General features: G+C 64.1%; 14 protein-coding genes and 4 pseudogenes. 11 read left to right on the top strand and 7 right to left on the bottom strand.

The window, feature by feature from the left end:
* Nucleotides 1-64: 64 nt before the first annotated feature.
* The 5 genes from ACOHX0_RS07760 to ACOHX0_RS07740 are packed head-to-tail and all read left to right on the top strand — an operon-like array spanning nucleotide 65 to nucleotide 4149.
* Complete coding sequence (locus ACOHX0_RS07760) at nucleotides 65-1129, top strand: ABC transporter permease (RefSeq protein WP_420676114.1); 1065 nt, start codon at nucleotides 65-67, stop codon at nucleotides 1127-1129.
* Nucleotides 1129-1905: an ATP-binding cassette domain-containing protein gene (locus ACOHX0_RS07755; protein ID WP_420676113.1), complete on the top strand. Its 777-nt coding sequence runs from the start codon at nucleotides 1129-1131 to the stop codon at nucleotides 1903-1905. Before ACOHX0_RS07760 ends, ACOHX0_RS07755 begins: the two co-directional genes overlap by 1 nt.
* Nucleotides 1902-2540 carry a nucleoside/nucleotide kinase family protein gene (locus ACOHX0_RS07750; RefSeq protein ID WP_420676112.1) on the top strand — a complete coding sequence of 213 codons (639 nt, stop codon included), beginning with the start codon at nucleotides 1902-1904 and terminating at the stop codon, nucleotides 2538-2540. The genes ACOHX0_RS07755 and ACOHX0_RS07750 overlap by 4 nt, the downstream gene beginning before the upstream one ends.
* A complete protein-coding gene (locus ACOHX0_RS07745) occupies nucleotides 2537-3487 on the top strand; it encodes a carbohydrate kinase family protein (RefSeq protein ID WP_420676111.1) in 951 nt (316 codons plus the stop codon). The genes ACOHX0_RS07750 and ACOHX0_RS07745 overlap by 4 nt, the downstream gene beginning before the upstream one ends.
* Nucleotides 3484-4149 (top strand): D-lyxose/D-mannose family sugar isomerase, encoded by a 666-nt coding sequence (locus tag ACOHX0_RS07740; protein WP_420676110.1) that lies wholly within the window; start codon nucleotides 3484-3486, stop codon nucleotides 4147-4149. Before ACOHX0_RS07745 ends, ACOHX0_RS07740 begins: the two co-directional genes overlap by 4 nt.
* A 143-nt stretch (nucleotides 4150-4292) precedes the next feature.
* On the opposite strand, the pseudogene ACOHX0_RS21895 reads toward ACOHX0_RS07740, so the two are convergent.
* Together ACOHX0_RS21895 and ACOHX0_RS07725 are read right to left on the bottom strand one after the other, a co-directional pair.
* A pseudogene (locus tag ACOHX0_RS21895) lies at nucleotides 4293-5353 on the bottom strand (IS110 family RNA-guided transposase).
* Nucleotides 5354-5375: 22 nt separating this feature from the next.
* Nucleotides 5376-6121, bottom strand: a pseudogene (locus tag ACOHX0_RS07725) (IS5 family transposase); the annotation flags it as partial.
* A gap of 335 nt (nucleotides 6122-6456) precedes the next feature.
* On the opposite strand from ACOHX0_RS07725, the gene ACOHX0_RS07720 reads away from it, so the two are divergent.
* Nucleotides 6457-8013: a trimethylamine methyltransferase family protein gene (locus ACOHX0_RS07720; protein WP_420676109.1), complete on the top strand. Its 1557-nt coding sequence runs from the start codon at nucleotides 6457-6459 to the stop codon at nucleotides 8011-8013.
* Nucleotides 8014-8133: 120 nt separating this feature from the next.
* Here the strand turns inward: ACOHX0_RS07720 and ACOHX0_RS07715 are convergent, their stop codons facing one another.
* The 4 genes from ACOHX0_RS07715 to ACOHX0_RS07700 are packed head-to-tail and all read right to left on the bottom strand — an operon-like array spanning nucleotide 8134 to nucleotide 12612.
* Nucleotides 8134-9474: an NAD(P)/FAD-dependent oxidoreductase gene (locus ACOHX0_RS07715; protein WP_420676108.1), complete on the bottom strand. Its 1341-nt coding sequence runs from the start codon at nucleotides 9472-9474 to the stop codon at nucleotides 8134-8136.
* Complete coding sequence (locus tag ACOHX0_RS07710) at nucleotides 9471-10970, bottom strand: aldehyde dehydrogenase (RefSeq protein WP_420676107.1); 1500 nt, start codon at nucleotides 10968-10970, stop codon at nucleotides 9471-9473. The genes ACOHX0_RS07715 and ACOHX0_RS07710 overlap by 4 nt, the downstream gene beginning before the upstream one ends.
* Nucleotides 10971-10973: 3 nt before the next feature.
* The gene (locus tag ACOHX0_RS07705) at nucleotides 10974-11891 is read right to left on the bottom strand and encodes a dihydrodipicolinate synthase family protein (protein WP_420676106.1); all 918 of its coding nucleotides are present in this window, start codon (nucleotides 11889-11891) and stop codon (nucleotides 10974-10976) included.
* A gap of 10 nt (nucleotides 11892-11901) precedes the next feature.
* Nucleotides 11902-12612 (bottom strand): GntR family transcriptional regulator, encoded by a 711-nt coding sequence (locus ACOHX0_RS07700; protein ID WP_420676105.1) that lies wholly within the window; start codon nucleotides 12610-12612, stop codon nucleotides 11902-11904.
* 235 nt (nucleotides 12613-12847) lie between these two features.
* Between ACOHX0_RS07700 and ACOHX0_RS07695 the strand changes: the two genes are divergently transcribed.
* Genes ACOHX0_RS07695 through ACOHX0_RS07680 form a run of 4 tightly spaced genes read left to right on the top strand, consistent with a single transcriptional unit; the run spans nucleotide 12848 to nucleotide 16853 of the window.
* Nucleotides 12848-13852 carry a quaternary amine ABC transporter ATP-binding protein gene (locus ACOHX0_RS07695; RefSeq protein ID WP_420676104.1) on the top strand — a complete coding sequence of 335 codons (1005 nt, stop codon included), beginning with the start codon at nucleotides 12848-12850 and terminating at the stop codon, nucleotides 13850-13852.
* Between the two features lie 11 nt (nucleotides 13853-13863).
* Nucleotides 13864-14802: an ABC transporter permease gene (locus ACOHX0_RS07690; protein WP_420676103.1), complete on the top strand. Its 939-nt coding sequence runs from the start codon at nucleotides 13864-13866 to the stop codon at nucleotides 14800-14802.
* A gap of 53 nt (nucleotides 14803-14855) precedes the next feature.
* Nucleotides 14856-15845, top strand: coding sequence for a glycine betaine/L-proline ABC transporter substrate-binding protein ProX (gene proX / locus ACOHX0_RS07685; RefSeq protein ID WP_420676102.1), 990 nt, complete (start codon nucleotides 14856-14858; stop codon nucleotides 15843-15845).
* A gap of 57 nt (nucleotides 15846-15902) precedes the next feature.
* Nucleotides 15903-16853, top strand: coding sequence for a GlxA family transcriptional regulator (locus tag ACOHX0_RS07680; RefSeq protein ID WP_420676101.1), 951 nt, complete (start codon nucleotides 15903-15905; stop codon nucleotides 16851-16853).
* A gap of 20 nt (nucleotides 16854-16873) precedes the next feature.
* On the opposite strand, the pseudogene ACOHX0_RS07675 reads toward ACOHX0_RS07680, so the two are convergent.
* Nucleotides 16874-17673: pseudogene (locus tag ACOHX0_RS07675) on the bottom strand (IS5 family transposase).
* 128 nt (nucleotides 17674-17801) lie between these two features.
* On the opposite strand from ACOHX0_RS07675, the pseudogene ACOHX0_RS07670 reads away from it, so the two are divergent.
* A pseudogene (locus ACOHX0_RS07670) lies at nucleotides 17802-17890 on the top strand (IS5/IS1182 family transposase); the annotation flags it as partial.

Raw genomic sequence — 17890 nt, 5'->3', positions numbered from 1 at the left:
GCGCCGCGCCTGCCCCTCCCCGGCCCGGAGCCCATCGCGCTCACCGGGCGAACGGAGGCTTCCCATGACCACCACTCCGCAGGACTTCGAGGCCGCGGCCGCAAACAGCCCGCAGGCCGTCGCCGAGTTCGACGAAAGGTCCGCATCTTTCCTCTCGAAGTTCCAGCACCTTCTGCACGTGACACCCTCGCTGGTGCCGCTGATCGTGCTGACGCTGTCGCTGATCGTCTTCGGGCTGCTGCTCGGCTCGAAGTTCTTCTCGCCTTTCGCGCTGACCTTGATCCTGCAGCAGGTCGGTATTGTCGGCATCGTCGCCTGTGCCCAGTCGCTGGTGATCCTGACCGCGGGCATCGACCTGTCGGTGGGGGCCATCATGGTGCTGAGCTCGGTGGTGATGGGGCAGTTCACCTTCCGCTACGGGCTGCCGCCTTCGGTTGCCATCATCTGCGGCCTGGCCTGCGGTACGCTCTGCGGCTTCATCAACGGCTGGCTGGTCGCACGGATCAAGTTGCCGCCCTTCATCGTGACGCTCGGCATGTGGCAGATCGTGCTGGCGACCAACTTCCTCTATTCCGCGAATGAGACCATCCGCAGCCAGGAGATCGCCGAACAGGCACCGCTTCTGCAGCTGTTCGGTGAGAAAGTGCGGATTGGCGGCGCGATCTTCACCTACGGCGTGATCTTCATGGTGCTCCTGGTGCTGCTGCTCGCCTATGTGCTGCGCCATACCGCCTGGGGGCGCCATGTCTATGCGGTGGGCGATGACCCGGAGGCGGCTGAGTTGTCCGGTGTCAAGGTCAAGCGCACGCTGATTTCGGTCTACATGCTGTCGGGGCTGATCTGCGCCTTTGCCGGCTGGGCGATGATTGGGCGTATCGGCTCGGTATCGCCCACGTCCGGGCAGCTCGCCAATATCGAAAGCATCACCGCGGTGGTGATCGGCGGCATCTCCCTGTTCGGCGGCCGCGGCTCGATCCTGGGCACTTTCTTTGGCGCGCTGATCGTCGGCGTCTTCTCCCTCGGCCTGCGCCTGATGGGGGCGGACGCGCAGTGGACCTATCTGCTGATCGGCCTGCTGATCATCGCCGCTGTTGCCGTGGATCAATGGATCAGAAAGGTATCGGTCTGATGGAACCCATTCTCAAAGCCCGCAACCTGGTCAAACGCTACGGCAAGGTCACTGCGCTGGATCATTGCGATTTCGACCTGATGCCCGGGGAAATCCTGGCCGTCATCGGCGACAACGGCGCCGGTAAGTCCACGCTCATCAAGGCGGTCTCCGGCGCGGTGGCGCCGGACGGCGGAGAGGTCTGGCTGGAGGGGCGCAAGGTGCGGTTCTCCTCGCCGCTCGATGCCCGCGAGGAAGGCATCGAAACTGTCTACCAGACCCTCGCCATGTCGCCTGCGCTGTCGATTGCCGACAACATGTTCATGGGCCGCGAACTCAGGAAGCCGGGCTGGCGGGGCAAATACCTGCGCCAGCTCGACAAGGCCGAAATGGCCCGCGTCGCGCGGGAGAAGCTCACCGAGCTGGGGCTGATGACGATCCAGAACATCAACCAGGCAGTCGAGACGCTCTCCGGCGGGCAGCGGCAGGGCGTCGCGGTGGCCCGCGCGGCGGCCTTTGGCTCCAAGGTGATCATCCTGGACGAGCCCACGGCGGCCCTTGGCGTCAAGGAATCCCGCCGGGTGCTGGAGCTGATCCAGGACGTGAAGTCGCGCGGCATTCCGATCATCCTGATCAGCCACAACATGCCGCATGTCTTCGAAGTGGCGGACCGCATCCACGTGCACCGGCTGGGCCGGCGGCTGTGTGTGCTCAACCCCAAGGAACACTCGATGTCGGACGCGGTGGCCTACATGACCGGCGCCAAGGCACCGGAAGAGGACCTCGCAGGCGCATGACCACAACGCTGTCGGACATCGGCGCATTGGCCGCGGCCATCACCGCGGCCGCCCCCGCCGGGCGGCGGCGGCTGGTGGCCGTTTCCGGGGCGCCGGGCAGCGGCAAGTCGACCCTGGCGCAGGCGGCCGCCGACGCGCTGAGCCAGCAGGGACACCGCACCGCGGTGGTGCCGATGGACGGTTTTCACCTCGACAACGAAATCCTCTCCAAGCGCGGCCTTCTGGCGCGTAAAGGCGCGCCGGAGACCTTCGACCTCGGCGGGTTAGCCCGCCTGCTGCCGGCGCTGACACAGGAAGAGGAGGTCTTCTACCCGGTATTCGACCGCCCCCGCGACATCGCCATTGCCGGCGCGGGCCGGGTCGGGCCGGAGCATAATATTGTACTTGTAGAAGGGAACTATCTCCTTTTCGATGAAGCCGGCTGGCGCAACCTTGCACAGAACTGGGACCTGGCCATTCGCGTCAAGGTTGACATTTCGGAATTGCGGCGGCGCCTGGTCACCCGCTGGCTGTCGCACGGGCTCGATGCGCAGGCCGCCACGGCCCGCGCGGAAGGCAACGACCTTGCAAACGCGGCCCGGATCGAATCTGCGGAACTGGCGGCCGGTATCGAGTATCGGGGAGAGCCGGTATGATCCTGTGCTGCGGAGAAGCCCTGATCGACATGATCCCCCGGCAGACCCGGGGGGGGGGGGGCCAAGAAGCCTACGTCCCCTATAGCGGCGGCTCGGTGTTCAACACCGCCATTGCACTTGGCCGCCTCGGCGTGTCGGCCGGCATGCTGACGGGCCTTTCGGCGGACCGGTTTGGCCGACAGCTTGCGGCCGAACTGACAGCCAGCCTCGTGGACACCTCCTATTGCGTGACCACCAGCCGCCCGTCGACCATTGCCGTCCTGCACATGAATGACGGCCAGGCCGCGTATACGTTCTACGACGAAAACTCCGCCCTGCGCGGGATCCGCGCGCAGGACCTGCGGGACATCGGCGATGAAGTGAACTGCCTGTTCTTCGGCGGAATCAGCCTGTGCCACGCACCGGCCGCGGACGTGCTGCTGGAGCTTGCCGAACGCCACGCCGCCCGCCTGCCCGTGATGGTGGCCCCCAACATCCGGCCCGGTTTCATCCGCGCGCCGGACGCCTACAGGGACCGCCTGGAGCGCATCATTTCCTTGGCGTCAATCGTCAAGGTGTCGGAAGAAGATCTGGACTGGATCTTCCCGGAGGCGGCAACGCTGCAGGACAAGATCGCCAGGATCCTCGACATCGGCCCGGGCCTGGCGGTACTGACCCGCGGCGCCAGCGGCGTGGCCGGTTTCCGGCGGGATGGCCGGCTGACCGAAGCTGTCGCGCATCCCGCAGAAGTCGCGGACACCGTGGGCGCGGGCGACACCTTCAATGCGGGTTTCCTGGTCAAGGCCAGCGAGTTGGGCCTGCTCACTCCGGGCGCGCTGGAAGAGGCGGAAGACTCGGACCTGGCCGCCTGCCTCGCCTTTGGCGCACGGGCTGTTGCCGTTACCGTTTCCCGCGCCGGGGCAAACCCGCCCTGGCGCCACGAACTGAAGGATATTACCGGGCTATGAAGAGATCCAAGGTCAACGAAATCCTGCGTGAGGGCGAGGCCTTCATGCGCACTCTTGGCGTGCACCTGCCGCCTTTTGCCTATTGGCAGCCGGACCGGCTGCGCGGGCCGGACGGCGACCTGATCCGCGCGCGCAAGCTGGGCTGGGACATCACCGATTACGGCGAGGGCCGTTTCGACGAGCTCGGCCTGTTCCTCTTTACCGCGCGCAACGGGACGCTGGACACGCTGTCGTCCGGCCGCGGCATGCTCTACGCCGAGAAGATCATGATCTCGCGCGAGCAGCAGCTCTCCCCGATGCACCGCCACAACGTCAAGGCGGAAGACATCATCAACCGGGGCGGCGGCGATCTGATCGTGGAGCTGTATGCCCCCGGCGCGGACGGCGGCATTGACCGGCAGTCGAAGGTCAGCGTGCCCTGCGACGGATGCAATGTGACTCTGGAGGCTGGCGGCCGCCTGCGGCTGGCTCCGGGCGAAAGCGTCACCCTGCTGCCCGGCATCTGGCATGCATTCTGGGCTGAAGGCGGGGACTGCCTGATCGGAGAGGTGTCGACGGTCAACGATGACGACACCGACAATGTCTTCGAGGCCCCGATCGGCCGCTTTGCCGAAGTCGAGGAGGACGAAGCTCCGCTGCACCTGCTGGTTTCGGATTACTGATCGACCAGCGGCTGTCGAGGCCCCCCGCCTCGGAGCAGCCCGCACTGCGCCGGCTCCTGGCAGCCGGAAGCTGGAGATTTTACCTTCTGGTATTGCAGCGTGGATGACTTGGGGCATCCTCGGAACCACGTCCCTTGGGGACCTCAAGTGCCGGCGATCAGGCGTACTTTCCGGCGGGGCCATGGGTTCGCTGCGGCCTCCCACCGGAAGGCCGCTCCGCCGGCCCAAATATGGTGCAGGATCACGGCAATGCGGCGCGCGAGGGCTGCCATGGCCCGCTTGCGGCCCCGGCGCCTGGCGATCTGTGTGCCCCGTGTCCCGAGCCAGGCAGATCGGCCGCGGTTTATCATCACTGCGGCCGTATGGCACAGAGTTCGGCGCAGATTTACGCTGTCGGCCCGGGTGATGCCGCCCGGGACAACGCGGTTACCGGACTGGCTCCTGAAAGGTGTGAGGCCGGCCCAAGGGCCAACATTCTTGGATGAGCGGAAGCGCGGCGGATCATCGGCTGCGGATCGGTACGTCAGCGCAACGACGGTCCCGGCACCGGACATAGCCATCAGCCGCATGCAGAAAGGGTCCTCAGATGCCATCTGCCGGACGCGTCGTTTGAGTGCTGCCAACCCCAGACGCAGCGCAATTCTCGCGCGAAACATCGGGTGCGCCGCTGTCTCAAGCATCATGTTTCCGCTCACCGGTTCCCGGATGCGCGCTTCGAATTCCCCGCGGGAGATTGCGTCGGCCTTGAGCCGAAGTTCCGAAGCAAACCGCGCAGGGACAGCTCCAGCGCGATCATGTTCTGCTGAATGGTCTCACGCGCTGGGAGCATGGCCCTGATTTCCTGCGCCGGGACCGACTTGCAATGGACTGGGCGGAACCACCCGAGATGAAGCATCCGGGCAATCCCCTCGGCGTCCCGGAGGTCAGTCTTGATCGGCATTGATTTCAGGGCACCCTTGACCTGCCGGGTTTCCATCCGCACGGCATCCAGTCCCACCGACGTCAGTCCACGATGCAGCGATTGCGGCAGAGGGCCGGCCTCAAGACTGGCAGGGGCAATGGTTCTTTCCAGTGCTTGGAGCCATACGACCGAGGGTTCCGGCTCACTGGCGGCCTGGGCCTCCCGGATGATCTTTCCGTGCTCAATGACCACGCAGATCCCAGTCTTGGCCAGCGACACATTCAGTCCGCCAAACAGTTTGATCCCGTAGTCCTCCATTCAGGTTCAACACGGGAATGGCGAGAGCCATGCCGGATAGGAAGACCTTCGCGCATCCGCCGTATCGGGTTGCGACGCGACGCCAGTCCTTGAGGCCGCCGCACATGATCTCGATCCGGTTGCGCCGTTTGTATCGGCGCTTGTCGTATTGGACGGGTGTCTTCCGTTGCTTTCGCCCCGGGATACATGCGCGTATCCCTTTGGCTTTCAACGCTTCTCTAAACTGACCGGCATCATGGCCGCGATCCCCGAGCAGCCACCCGGCTTTGGGCAAGCTGCTCAACAACGCCCGTGCCCCGGTGTAATCACTCACCTGCCCAGCAGTGACAAACAGGCCAGCGGGCGGCCTTGACCGTCGCAGACGGCGTGCAGCCTGGTGTTTATGCCACCTTTGGTGCGCACCCTCTCGGGACATCGCTGCGCAATGCCCTGCCGGGCAAGGGATCAGGCGTTCACGTCCCCTTCCATTACCGCGAGGCTCGATGCCGTGCGATGCGCCTTGAGATAGGTCGCGTCGACCTTCACGGTCTTCTCTTCATTGTGCAGACCGTCTTCCTTGGGTGCGCCGCGCCACCGTAAGCCATTGCGATTGATAAAGATGATCCCGCTCAACACACGCGGTCATCCACGCGTGATATGCCATGGGACTTCGGGATTTGAGGAGGAGTAGAAAACAGCGTCGGGTGCTGACTTCCCGACGAAAGGTTCAAGACGCGCCATCCGCGCGTCGCTCAACCAGAAAAGATCTGACATATCACCGCTCGTTATTCGAACAGTGAATTGTGCAGATTAGCGGAAATCGATGGGTCCTGAGCCCAAGGCTGCGCTGCAGACGCAAGGCCGAGAAGCCGCCTTCCCGAAAGCGGTCGTTCATCAATGTGGGATGGACCCATTGGGTGCTGCGGGTATGACCTGCGGCCGGCACCCAGAACGCTGACTTCTGAGCTGAAGTATTCACGATGATCTTAACTGCAACTCTGAAAGCCGAGCTGCAGCTGATACAGGTCGCTTCCTGCAAGCAGATTTCGGTATTTTGCAGGCGCGCCCACGGGTGTCTCAGCAGACTGACGTCAAAAGGAGACCCCGCCATGACCGAGACTCTCATCCGTTCCCGCAGCCGCTCCGGAGGTCGATCCGCCCGCCGAACACTTCGCACCGCGAGCGATTTCACCATGTTGCCGGGACTGACCCGCGCACTGCCGCTCTGCGAGGTCATGGACGGCGCACAGGTTGAACGCATCGACAATACTTCAATGGATATTCTTGAAAATGTCGGTGTTCAGTTTCGCGACGAGACAGCGCTGTCGGACTGGAAGCGCGCCGGTGCGAAAGTCGAGGGCGAGATGGTCTATCCCGACCGGGGCCTGGTGCGCGAATTGATCGCGACCATCCCGTCAGAGTTCACCTATCACGCGCGCAATCCCGTCAACAACGTCCGGCTTGGCGGCAAACACTCGGTGTTTGTCCCAATGACGGGCGCGCCCTTCCTGCGCGATCTCGACGACGTGCGCCGCAACCCCACGCTCGAAGACCTCGCGATGTTCCACAAGCTCTCCCACATGCTGCCTGCGCTGCATTCCTCGGCGCATCACATCGTGGAGCCCTACGACCATCCGATCAGCCAGCGCCACCTGCGCATCACTTATTCCTCGATGAAACACTCGGACAAGATGTTCATGGGCATGACCACGAGCCCCAAGAATGCCGAGGACGTAATGGAGATGTGCGCAATCCTCTTTGGTGAGGAGTTCCTTGAGGAGCATCCCGTCACCACCGGCAACTGCAACGGCAACTCGCCGCTGGTGTGGGACGAAACCATGCTCGGGGCGATGCGCGCCTTCTGCAAACGCAAGCAGCCTGTGCTGTGCTCGCCCTTCGTCCTCGGCGGGGCCAACACGCCTGCATCGGTCCCTGCGGCTGTCGCGCAACTCAATGCCGAGGCGCTTTCGGCGCTCGCCTACACGCAGGTGATCCGCAAGGGCGCACCCGCGATCTACGGCCATTACCTGTCGACCGTCAGCATGAAGTCCGGCGCGCCGATGGCAGGCACACCAGAAATTTCGCTGATGAACTTCATGATCGGCCAGATGGCGCGCCACTATGGCGTGCCGTGGCGGACTTCGAACACGCTTGGCGGGGCCAAGACCTTTGACGCGCAAGCCGGCTATGAGAGCGCAACGACCTTGTCGGCCGTGCTGCACGCAGGCGCCAACTACATCTGGCACTCGGCCGGTTGGAATGAAGCCGGCATGCATTGTTCGGTTGCCAAATTCATCGTCGATGCAGAGCAATGCGCCATGGGCTACCGGATGGCGCAAGGCCCCCGCTGGGACGATTTCGACCAGGCGGTTGCGGCGGTGCCGGATGTGGGCCCGGGCGGCCACTACCTCGGTCACCCGCACACGCTGGAGAACTTCCAGGAGGCGTTCTTCATGCCGGAGCTGTTCGACAACAACTCGATCGAACAATGGCAGGCCGAGGGCAGCGTCGAGATCACCGGACGGGCTCTGACCCGCGCAAAGAAGCTCCTGTCCGAATATCAGGAGCCAAAGCTCGACGAAGCCAAAAACGAGGAACTCCTTGCCTATATCGCCCGGCGTGAGCGGGAAATACCTGCCGCGGACGAGCTGAACCAGAGTTACTGAATCCCCCCGGACCACCTTGCCCGCCCTTGGCCTCCGAGGGCGGGCCTTTTGCTTGGGTCCAAAACGACAAGAACGGCAGGCGCTCTGCCGCTCGTTACCCTTTACCCGGCAGCACCGGGGTTATTCGTCCCGAGCCCGCCATTCTTTCCAGCGCAGCACCGCATTGGCGCCGATCTGGCGGAAGGGTTGCGGCGGAAGACGTTTGGGGCGCGCCTCTGAGCTGAAATACCGCGATATCTCGCTGCTTGTTCCTGCCGCCAGCTCCGCTGCCGCAATGCCCGTCAGCGTTCCGCGCGCGGTGCCCAGCCCGTTCTGCACACAGCCGGAGAACACGCCCTCTTCCACCTGACGGGTGACGCTGACCCCGTTGAGGCTGAGGCAGAGGTGCCCGGCCCAGGCGTGCTCCATCTTCATACCCGCCAGTTGCGGGAAGCGCTGGTCGAACTTGCGCTGCATCACCTGCGCCGCGCGGCGCAATTCCCGCGCCGAAGGGCGCGCATTGGGCAAAAGCGTCGCGCAGGTGCGGGTGACGATACGATTGCCGCCCTGCCCCGTATCGATGCGGCGCATGGTGGTGCCCATCGGGTCGGACGGGGTAACGCCCCAGCGGGATGCTCCGCCAAGCTTGGCCAGCGCCCCGGCGTCGAGTTCCGGCGTCATCACCGCGTAGAGGAACAGCTGCATCAGCCGGCCCTTCTCGATGCCGAAGCTTTCCAAGTGACCGTTCACGGTCAGGATGACGCGCGGCGCCGTCACCTGCGCGCTCCGCGTTTTCACTACCCAGTCGCTGCCCTCGCGGGTGAAACCAGTGACCGGCGAATCTTCGCAGATCCGCACGCCCGCGCGCCTCAGCCCCGCCGCCAGCCCGCGGATATAGCCCGCCGGCTGCAACATCACCGTCCCCGGCGTATAAAGACCGCCGACGTAATGCGGTGAGCCGGTGAGCTCCCGCATCGCCTGAGCATCCAGCATTTCGCTGCGCTCGCCCAGCGAGGCGAGATGGGCCGCGTAGCTCTCGTTATGGCGGGCAGCCGCGACGCTGGCTGCGCCATTCACCTTGCCCGCCCGGTCGAAATAGTTAGGGTTGATCTGGTATTCGTCCACCGCCGCCCCGGCAAAGCCGATGGCCTGCCGGTTCAGGGCGATCATCACCCGGTCATCACCCGAACCTGCGTAATCGTCCGACGCGAGGTCATGCGGCAGATCGATCATGAAGCCGGAATTGCGCCCGGCAGAGCCTTCGGCCACACGTCCGGCCTCCAGCACCACAGTACGCGCATCAGGTTGCAGCTGCGTTAGCCGCCGCGCCGCCGACAAGCCGGCAAAACCCGCGCCCACCACGACGAAATCCGCGCCGGTGTCCTCGGTCAGCGGCTCAGGTGCCGATTGCGGCCCGAGGATCGTGTTCCAGGCCGCCGGCCCCATTTGAACCGGCAGCCGTTTGGCACAGTAGCGTGTCAAGACACGGCCTCATCCGCATCATCGGCGAGGTCGATCCAGATGGTCTTGAGCTGGGTGTACTGGTCATGGGCATGAAGGGAGTTATCCCGGCCGCCAAAACCCGACTGCTTATAGCCACCGAAGGGTGTGGAGATATCGCCTTCGCCAAAGCTGTTGACGGTCACCGTCCCGGCGCGAAGAGCACGAGCGCCGCGGATCGCGCGCTTGGCGTTGGTGGTGAAGATCGATGCACAGAGACCATATTCGGTATCATTGGCGATGCGGATCGCCTCGTCGAAATTCGCGGCCTCGATGACGCTCAGCACCGGGCCGAAAATCTCTTCCTTCGCCAGCACTGAGTCATTTCCGGAGGCATTGACCACGGTGGGTTCGACAAAGGCGCCGTCGTAGGTCTTGCCGCCGAGGATCACCTTCTCCGCCTTGGCGAGGTATCCGCAAACCTTGTCGAAATGCGCCTTGGAGACCAGCGCTCCGACACGGGTCTGCGGGTCCAGCGGATCACCCACTTTCCAGGATCTGGCATGATGGGCGATGCGCTCCAGGAGCTCTGCTTTCACGTCCTTGTGGACTATGAGGCGGGAGACGGCGGAGCAGTTCTCGCCCATGTTCCAGAAGGCGCCATTCACAATATGCGCGGCGGCGCGGTCGAGGTTTTCGGCATCTTCCATCACGATGGCGGGGTTCTTGCCGCCCATCTCCAGCACCACCTCCTTGGCGTTGCTTTCCGCCGCATAGGTGAGAAAGCGCTTGCCGGTGGCGGTGGAGCCGGTGAAGGAGACCAGGTCGATGTCCAAGTGCCGGCCGATCGGCTCGCCGACCCCGGCGCCGCTGCCGGGCACCACGTTCAGCACGCCGCGGGGCAGGCCTGCCTCATGGGCCAGCTCGGCCACCCGCAAGGTTGTGAGCGTGGTCTCGGCCGCGGGTTTCACCACCACCGAACAGCCGGCCGCCAGCGCCGGGCCGATCTTCCACGCGAGCATCAGCAGCGGGAAGTTCCAGGGCAGCACCAGGCCCGCCACGCCAATGGGCTCGCGCACCACGAGGGCGATATGGTCTTCAGAGGCAGGCGCGACCTGGTCGTAGATCTTGTCGATCGCTTCGGCGTGCCACTTCAGGCAGTGGATGGCCTCGGGCACGTCGACGGTTTCGCAGTCATAGATAGTCTTGCCCGAATCCAGGCTCTCCATCAGCGCCAGCTCGCGCGCGTTACGGGTCATCAGCTTGCATAGCCGGATCAGCACGTCCTTTCGCGCGGACGGGTGCAAGCGGGACCAGCGGCCGTCGTCAAACGCCTCACGGGCCTTTTCGACGGCGAAGTCCACGTCCGCGGCGCCGCAGGCGGCGATATCGGCAAGCTTCTCGCCGGTGGCCGGGTTCACGGTCTCAAACGTCTTGCCCGAGGCCGCCGGGCGGAAGCCGCCGTCGATGAAGGCGCCTTCCGGCAGATCGAGAGTGGCCGCGAGGGCCTTGTATTCTTCGGTGGTCAGCAGAGACATGGATCAGCCCTCAGCTTGAATTTCGGCAATGGTGGTTTTCAGGACGCGCACAACCTGTTCCAGCGCGCGTTTGTCGTCCTTGTTCAGCCCCTTGAGGGGCGGGCGCATTTCTCCGGCAGAGATCCCGTTCATGGTGACACCGTGCTTGATGGTCTGGATGAACTTGCCGCCCTGTTCGAGCACCCGCATCAGCGGCAGCATCGCCGACATGATCCGGCGGCCCTTGGCGAAGTTTCCGTCGGTCACGCAGGCATTGTAGAGCGCCACATGCTCGGCGGGCAGGAAGTTCGAGCCGCCGCAGACCCAGAAGGGCGCGCCCCAGGCGAAGAACTCAAGCGCCTGATCGTCCATGCCGCAGCCCAGCTGGATATGCGGGTAGTCGCGCGCCAGGAGATGCACCCGGTTGATGTCGCCCGAGCTTTCCTTGATGCCGCAGAAGTTGCGGCTGCGCCCGACCCGGTCCAGGAACTCCTCGCCCATCATGGTGCCGGTGCGGTGCGGGTAGTTGTAGAGCATCACCGGCAGATCGGCGGCCTTGTCGATCGCCAGCGCGTTCAACGCGTTCTCCCGGTCGGTCGGCACCGAGTAGGCGGGGCTCGCAAGAAGGATCGAATCGGCTCCAAGCTCCCGGGCGCCCGCGGCCAGCGCAATCGAATCCGGCGTCATCATCGCGCCGGTGCCCACCACCAGCGGCAGCCGCCCGTTCAGCCTTTCGCGGGTGAAGCGGGCCAGCTCCAGCCGTTCTTCCACGCTCTGGGCGTAGTTCTCGCCCGTCGACCCCCCGCTGATGATGCCATGCACGCCCTGGCTGACCAGGTATTCGATGACATCGGCCAGCGCGTCCCAAATGACCCGGCCGCCGTCGTCATAGGGTGTCACGACCGGGGTGTAGATCCCTCGGAATTGGAAGATTGGGGTCATTCGGGGTCCTCTAGACTGGGGATTGGCGGGTGAATGTGCCCATCGGCACATCCAGCGCCGAGGGCATGACGAAAAGTTCGATCTGTCCGCGCGACAGGTTCCAGTGGTCCTCGGCCAGCTGCGCTGCCGCGGTCTCGTCGCCTGCCTCGATGGCGGCGATTATGGCGTCGTGCTGCTGGCTCGCCTCCGACAGGTTCTCTGCCATTTCGGCGTTTTGCGGACGGTAGAAGGTCATACCGATGCGGGCATGGTCGATCAGCAGCCGCTGGAAGGAAGGCAGCAGGTAGACGTTGCCCGCCATCTCGCCCGTGATCTCGTGGAAACGGTTGTTGGCCAGCGCCCGGTCGGCGCCCGAGCCAGTGCGCAGTGCGGCGCGGAACTCCTCCTGCGCGGCCTTCAGCGCGGCGATCTGCTCCGGACGGGCATTGGCGGCGGCCAGGCGCAGCACCGCGCCATAGATCATCGGTGCGGCTAGGAAGAAGTCGCGCAGGGTGGTGTAGGACATGCCCGACACCCGCGCCGGGCGGTTTTCGCGCAGCACCAGGTAGCCTTCGCCCGCCATCTGGCGGCAGACCTCGCGCAGCGGGGTGCGCGACAGGCTGAATTCCTCGCAGAGCCGGGGCTCATCCAGATCCTCGTCCGGTGCCAGGACCAGGGTCAGGATTCGCTGCTTCAGGCTCGCATAGGCCTCTGTCTTTCTTAGTTTGGCTGCGTCTTTCAAAGCTTTCGCCTCCGTCAATCACCAGTGCAGGGCGCCAGAATGACCCGCCGCAAAGGCATGCGCAACTTGGCTGTACGACTCGTACTAGACTAAAATACAGCTGGTATACAATAAGAAAACGTGCAGTATTCTCAAATCTACTTGTTGGAGGATTGATGTGACTGGAAACCCGCAAGACGCCGTCATCGACTGCCGGAGACTTTGGAAGATCTTCGGAAAGCATGCGGATGAGGCGATGAAAGCTGTTCAGGAACAGGGGCTTGGCAAGATTGAAGTGCGCGACCGCTTCAATTGCGTTGTTGGCGTGCAGGATGCGAGCTTCAGCGTCGGGCGCGGTGAGATCTTCTGCATCATGGGGCTTTCAGGCTCGGGAAAATCCACTTTGATTCGCCACGTGAACCGGCTGATCGAACCCACGTCGGGGCAGCTTTTCATCGAAGGGCAGAACGTGAATGCGCTGTCGGCCCGCGATCTGCGTCAGCTTCGGGCCGAAAAGATCGGGATGGTGTTCCAGAACATGGCGCTGATGCCGCACCGCACGGTGCTGGAGAACGTCTCCTTCAGCCAGGAGGTGCGCGGCCACAGCGCCAAGGCGCGCCGCGACAACGCCCTGCGGGCCATCAAGGCGGTGGAGCTCGACGGCTGGGAGCAGAAATACCCGGATGAGCTGTCGGGCGGCATGCAGCAGCGCGTCGGCCTCGCCCGCGCCATCGCCGCCGATCCCGCGATCCTCTTGATGGACGAGCCCTTCTCGGCCCTCGACCCGCTGATCCGCCGCCAGTTGCAGGACAAGTTCATGGCGCTCTCGGCCGAGATGAAGAAAACCACGCTCTTCATCACCCACGACCTGGATGAGGCGATCCGGATCGGCCACCGCATCGCCATCATGAAAGACGGCGCCCTGGTGCAGGTCGGCACGCCCGAAGATATCGTCACCAACCCGGCCGACGACTATGTCGCCGACTTCGTTGCAGGGATTTCCAAGCTCGGCCTGATCTCGGCAGGCCGGATCATGGAGCCGGTTGCCGCCTATGAGCAGCGCAAGGGTCCGGCCGACATGGCCGGATGGGCGGAGGCGCACCCGGACCACTCCCTCGACGACCTGCTGAACCTCTCGATCGCAACCCAGCACCCGATTGTCGTGAGGGCCGACGGCAAGGCGCTGGGTGTGGTCACTAAGAACGCGCTGTTGCGCGGCATCAAGGGCGAGACCAGCGCCCTGCAGCAGGCAGCGGAATAAGGACGCATCCCATGGCCGAAGAACAGACCTTCTCGATACTCGACCCGTTCTCCTCAGTCGATCTCGGCATCGCCGGCAGCGCCGATGGAGTGAAGCAATGGGCAATTTCCAACCGCGGCGCTATCCAGCCGGTGAAGAACTTCTTCAACGAGATGATCACCGGCATCGACGGCGCCCTGAATGCGGTGCCGCCGCTGGTGATGCTGCTGATCCTGGTGCTGATCGCCTGGCAGGCAGCCGGGCCGCGCATCGCGGTGCTGGTCGGGGCCTGCCTGACCGTGCTGGGCTTCCTGTCGCCCAACGCCTGGGGGCTGGCGATGACGACGCTGGCAATCGTGGTCTCCGCCGTGATCCTGTGTTTCATCATCGGCCTGCCGCTGGGCGTGCTCGCGGGCAAGAACGACCGCCTGGAAAAGGCGATCCGGCCGGTGCTCGACACGATGCAGACCATCCCCGCCTTCGTATACCTGGTGCCGGTGGTGATGCTGGTCGGGATCGGCAATGTCTCCGGCGTCATCGTGACCATCATTTTTGCGCTGCCGCCGATGATCCGGCTCACTTCGCTTGGCATCCGCGGCGTTAACGCCTCGGTGGTGGAGGCCGCGCGCGCGTTCGGCGCGAGCCCCGCACAGGTGCTTTTCAAAGTCGAGCTGCCGCTCGCGACGCCGACCATCCTCGCGGGCGTCAACCAGACCATCATGCTGTCGCTGTCGATGGTGGTGATCGCTTCGATGATCTCGGTCAAGGGGCTGGGGAACGAGGTGCTGCGGGCGATGGGCCGGCTCGATGCGGGCAAGGCCATCGTTGGCGGCCTCGGCATCGTGATCCTCGCCATCGTGCTGGACCGGATTACCCAGGGCATGGGCCGGGCCGGGCGCGACCGCGGCCACCGGCACTGGTGGCAGGGCGGCCCGGTGGGCGCCGTGCTGCGCCTCGCGGGCCGGGCCTGAGACACAACTCAAGAACCAAAGAAAACTGAGCACAGACAGAGGAGCGATTTTCCATGTTCAGGACCACCTTCACCTTTTCCCTGGCCGCAAGCACAATGCTTGCAGGCGCCGCCCTAGCCAGCGAGACCCCCGGCGAAGGCGTCACCGTGCGCCCGGTCATCGGTCTGATCGCCGAGGAATACTTCCAGTCGCGCATCCTGTTCCGCGCGCTGGAGGATCTTGGCTACACGGTTGCCGAACCGCTGGAGACCGAAATCCAGACCGCGCATCTGGCGGTCGGCACCGGGGATGCGGATTTCTACCCGATCCACTGGAACACGCTGCATTCCGCCTTCTTCGAGGAATCGGGCGGCGAAGACGTGCTGGAGAAGGTTGGCCCCTTCGTCGACGGCATGCTGCAGGGCTATCTCGTCGACAAGGCCTCTTATGATGCGGGCGTCACCAGCCTCGGCGACCTGCAGGACCCGGACGTCGCGGCGAAGTTCGACGCCAACGGCGATGGCAAGGCGGACCTGGCGGGCTGCGTCCCGGGCTGGGGCTGCGAGCGCGTGATCGAGCATCAGCTGACCGAGTTCGGCTTGCGTGATACCGTCACTCACAATCAGGGGGCTTACAACGCGATCATCGCGGAGACGATTGCTCTGCACGCCAATGGCGAACCGGTCATCTATTACACTTGGACGCCCTACTGGGTTTCCGGCGCCCTTGTTCCCGGCCAGGATGTGGAATGGCTGAACGTCCCCTACACCTCGCTGCCGGACGGGGCGGAGGCCAACACCGAGTTCAACGGCAAGAACCTCGGCTTTGCGGTGGACAGCATGTACGTACTCGCCGCCGACGCCTTCCTTGAGGCCAACCCGGCCGCTGCGAAACTGTTCGAGGTTGCAAAGATCGACGTCAACGACATCTCGGCCCAGAACAAGAAGATGGCGGATGGCGAGGACAGCTCCCGCGACATCGGCCGCCATGTCGACGCCTGGATCGAGGAGAACCGCGCGGACTATGACGCCTGGCTGGACGCCGCCCGCGCCGCTGCGGAATAATAGCTGAGGCGCTGCGCGGGGTCCCTGCGCAGCGCTGCCCGCCTCAAGGAGCCTGAAATGCCCGAGAGCCAGCACTTCGTCTTTGCCCTGGTCGAGGATTTCACCCACATGGCGTTTTCCTGCGCCGTGGACCCTTTGCGCATTGCCAATCTGATCAGCGGCAAGCCCTTGTACCGCTGGTCCTTTGCCTCGCAGAACGGCGAGACCGCCACCGCCTCGAACCAGTCGGTCACGCTGGTGCACCACGGTTTTGACAGCCTGCCGGACTGCGGCCGGCTGTTCGTGCTGTCCGGCATCCGCATGAAGGAGCAGGACAACCGCGCCCTCATTGCCGCCCTGCGCCGCGCCCGCAGCCGCGGCATCCGCATAGGAGCCTTGTGCTCGGGCGCCTATGTCCTGGCAAAGGCGGGCTTCCTGGACGGCATGCAGGCGGCGATCCACTGGGACTACCACGACAGCTTCATGGAGGAGTTCCCGGAAGTGAACCTGGTGCGCAACGTGTTTGTCGCCGACGAGAAATACGTGACCGCCTCGGGCGGCACCGCCACCGCCGACCTGATGCTGCACCTGATCGAACGCGACCACGGCTATGACCTCTCGGTCGCGGTGGCGGATCAGATGGTCTACAACGCAGTGCGCCACGCCACCGCGGCGCAGCGGGTGTCGCTGCAATCGCGCAACGGCATGCGCAACAAGCACCTCGCCAAGGCGATCCAGATCATGCACGACCGGCTGGATGATCCGGTGTCGCCCTCGGTCATCGCGCAGGAGCTGGGCATATCCGCCCGCCAGCTGGAGCGGCTGTTCGGCAAGTTCCTCAATACCTCTCCCAAGAAGTACTTCATGGAGATGCGCCTTGAACGCGCGCGTCATCTGCTGTTGCAGACCGAAGCCTCGGTGACCGAAGTGGCGCTGGCCTGCGGCTTTGACAGCCCCGGACACTTTTCCCGCGTTTACCGTGCTGCTTTCGGCGTGACACCGATGCTGCAGCGCGACCGGATGAGCTAGAGTCAGGCCTCGTTCTTGCTTCACAGCCAGCACATGACGGTTGCGGCGGAAGCGATGGCGGACAGGAACACCTTTGGACACCTGTCGTACCGGCTTGCGGCCCGGCGTCAATCCTTGGGCCTGCCGGACATGATTTCGATACGGTTGCGCCGTTTGTATCGGTGCTTGCCGTATCTGACGGGCATCTTGCGTCGCTTCCGGCCGGGGATGCAGGCGCGTATGCTTTTGTCTTTCAACGCTTCTCTGAACCAATCAGCGCCACGGCCGTGATCCCCAGGAGCCAATCGGCACCTGGCAGGCTGTTCACCAATGCCCTTGCGCCGAAATAATCGCTAACCTGACCGGAAGTGACCAACAAGCTGACCGGTCGGCCCTGGCTGCCGCAGACCGTGTGCAGCTTGGTGTTCATCCCGCCCTTGGTTCGGCCTATCAGGCGTCCGCGCCCCTATTTTGACGCCCATGCGGGTCGCTGTCCGGCGGGTCTTGAGGCAGGTTGCATCGACCTTGACGGTCTTCTCTTCACCGTGTTCCGCCGCCAGGCCTGGCAGGCCCGCGCAAAAACGCCCTTGCCGCTCCATCGCTTCCAGCGGTTGTGCAGCGTTCAGCGGGCTTACGCCGCCTCCCTGGGGCGACGGTCCCTTTTCACTGTGAGGGCCGTACACTTTGGACGCATTCCGCTGCCGCAAGCCATTGTGATTGATAAAGATAATCCCGCTCAGGACACGTCGGCCGCCAGCCCGCGGCTTGCCGCGGGGCTTTGGGAAAAGAAGGGCTCCAGACGGGCCATCTGCTCGTCATCCAACCAGAAGAGGTCGCTCATGTCATCGCTCGATTTTCAACCTGTGAATTATGTCGAACGGCTGAAATCAATGGGTTCAGAGCCTAGGGTCAGGACCCATTGATTTTCGGCTATCGGTATGATTCACGGCTCGAAAACGAGCGGTGACCATGTCTGATCTTTTCTGGCTAACTGACGCGCAGATGGCGCGCCTTGAGCCTTTCTTCCCCAAGTCCCACGGCAAGCCACGCGTTGATGA

It is taken from the genome of Cribrihabitans pelagius, from assembly GCF_048820915.1.
Lineage (GTDB): Bacteria > Pseudomonadota > Alphaproteobacteria > Rhodobacterales > Rhodobacteraceae > Cribrihabitans_A > Cribrihabitans_A pelagius.
The sequence above is the reverse complement of the archived record's forward strand: the minus strand, read 5'-3'. Positions and strand labels throughout refer to the sequence as shown.

Excerpts from the sequence above, each read along its gene's own strand:
- ACOHX0_RS07760 (WP_420676114.1), top strand. The coding sequence starts at position 65 with ATGACCACCACTCCGCAGGACTTCGAGGCCGCGGCCGCAAACAGCCCG.
- ACOHX0_RS07755 (WP_420676113.1), top strand. The coding sequence starts at position 1,129 with ATGGAACCCATTCTCAAAGCCCGCAACCTGGTCAAACGCTACGGCAAG.
- ACOHX0_RS07750 (WP_420676112.1), top strand. The coding sequence starts at position 1,902 with ATGACCACAACGCTGTCGGACATCGGCGCATTGGCCGCGGCCATCACC.
- ACOHX0_RS07745 (WP_420676111.1), top strand. The coding sequence starts at position 2,537 with ATGATCCTGTGCTGCGGAGAAGCCCTGATCGACATGATCCCCCGGCAG.
- ACOHX0_RS07740 (WP_420676110.1), top strand. The coding sequence starts at position 3,484 with ATGAAGAGATCCAAGGTCAACGAAATCCTGCGTGAGGGCGAGGCCTTC.
- ACOHX0_RS07720 (WP_420676109.1), top strand. The coding sequence starts at position 6,457 with ATGACCGAGACTCTCATCCGTTCCCGCAGCCGCTCCGGAGGTCGATCC.
- ACOHX0_RS07710 (WP_420676107.1), bottom strand. The coding sequence starts at position 10,970 with ATGTCTCTGCTGACCACCGAAGAATACAAGGCCCTCGCGGCCACTCTC.
- ACOHX0_RS07705 (WP_420676106.1), bottom strand. The coding sequence starts at position 11,891 with ATGACCCCAATCTTCCAATTCCGAGGGATCTACACCCCGGTCGTGACA.
- ACOHX0_RS07695 (WP_420676104.1), top strand. The coding sequence starts at position 12,848 with ATGAAAGCTGTTCAGGAACAGGGGCTTGGCAAGATTGAAGTGCGCGAC.
- ACOHX0_RS07690 (WP_420676103.1), top strand. The coding sequence starts at position 13,864 with ATGGCCGAAGAACAGACCTTCTCGATACTCGACCCGTTCTCCTCAGTC.
- proX (WP_420676102.1), top strand. The coding sequence starts at position 14,856 with ATGTTCAGGACCACCTTCACCTTTTCCCTGGCCGCAAGCACAATGCTT.
- ACOHX0_RS07680 (WP_420676101.1), top strand. The coding sequence starts at position 15,903 with ATGCCCGAGAGCCAGCACTTCGTCTTTGCCCTGGTCGAGGATTTCACC.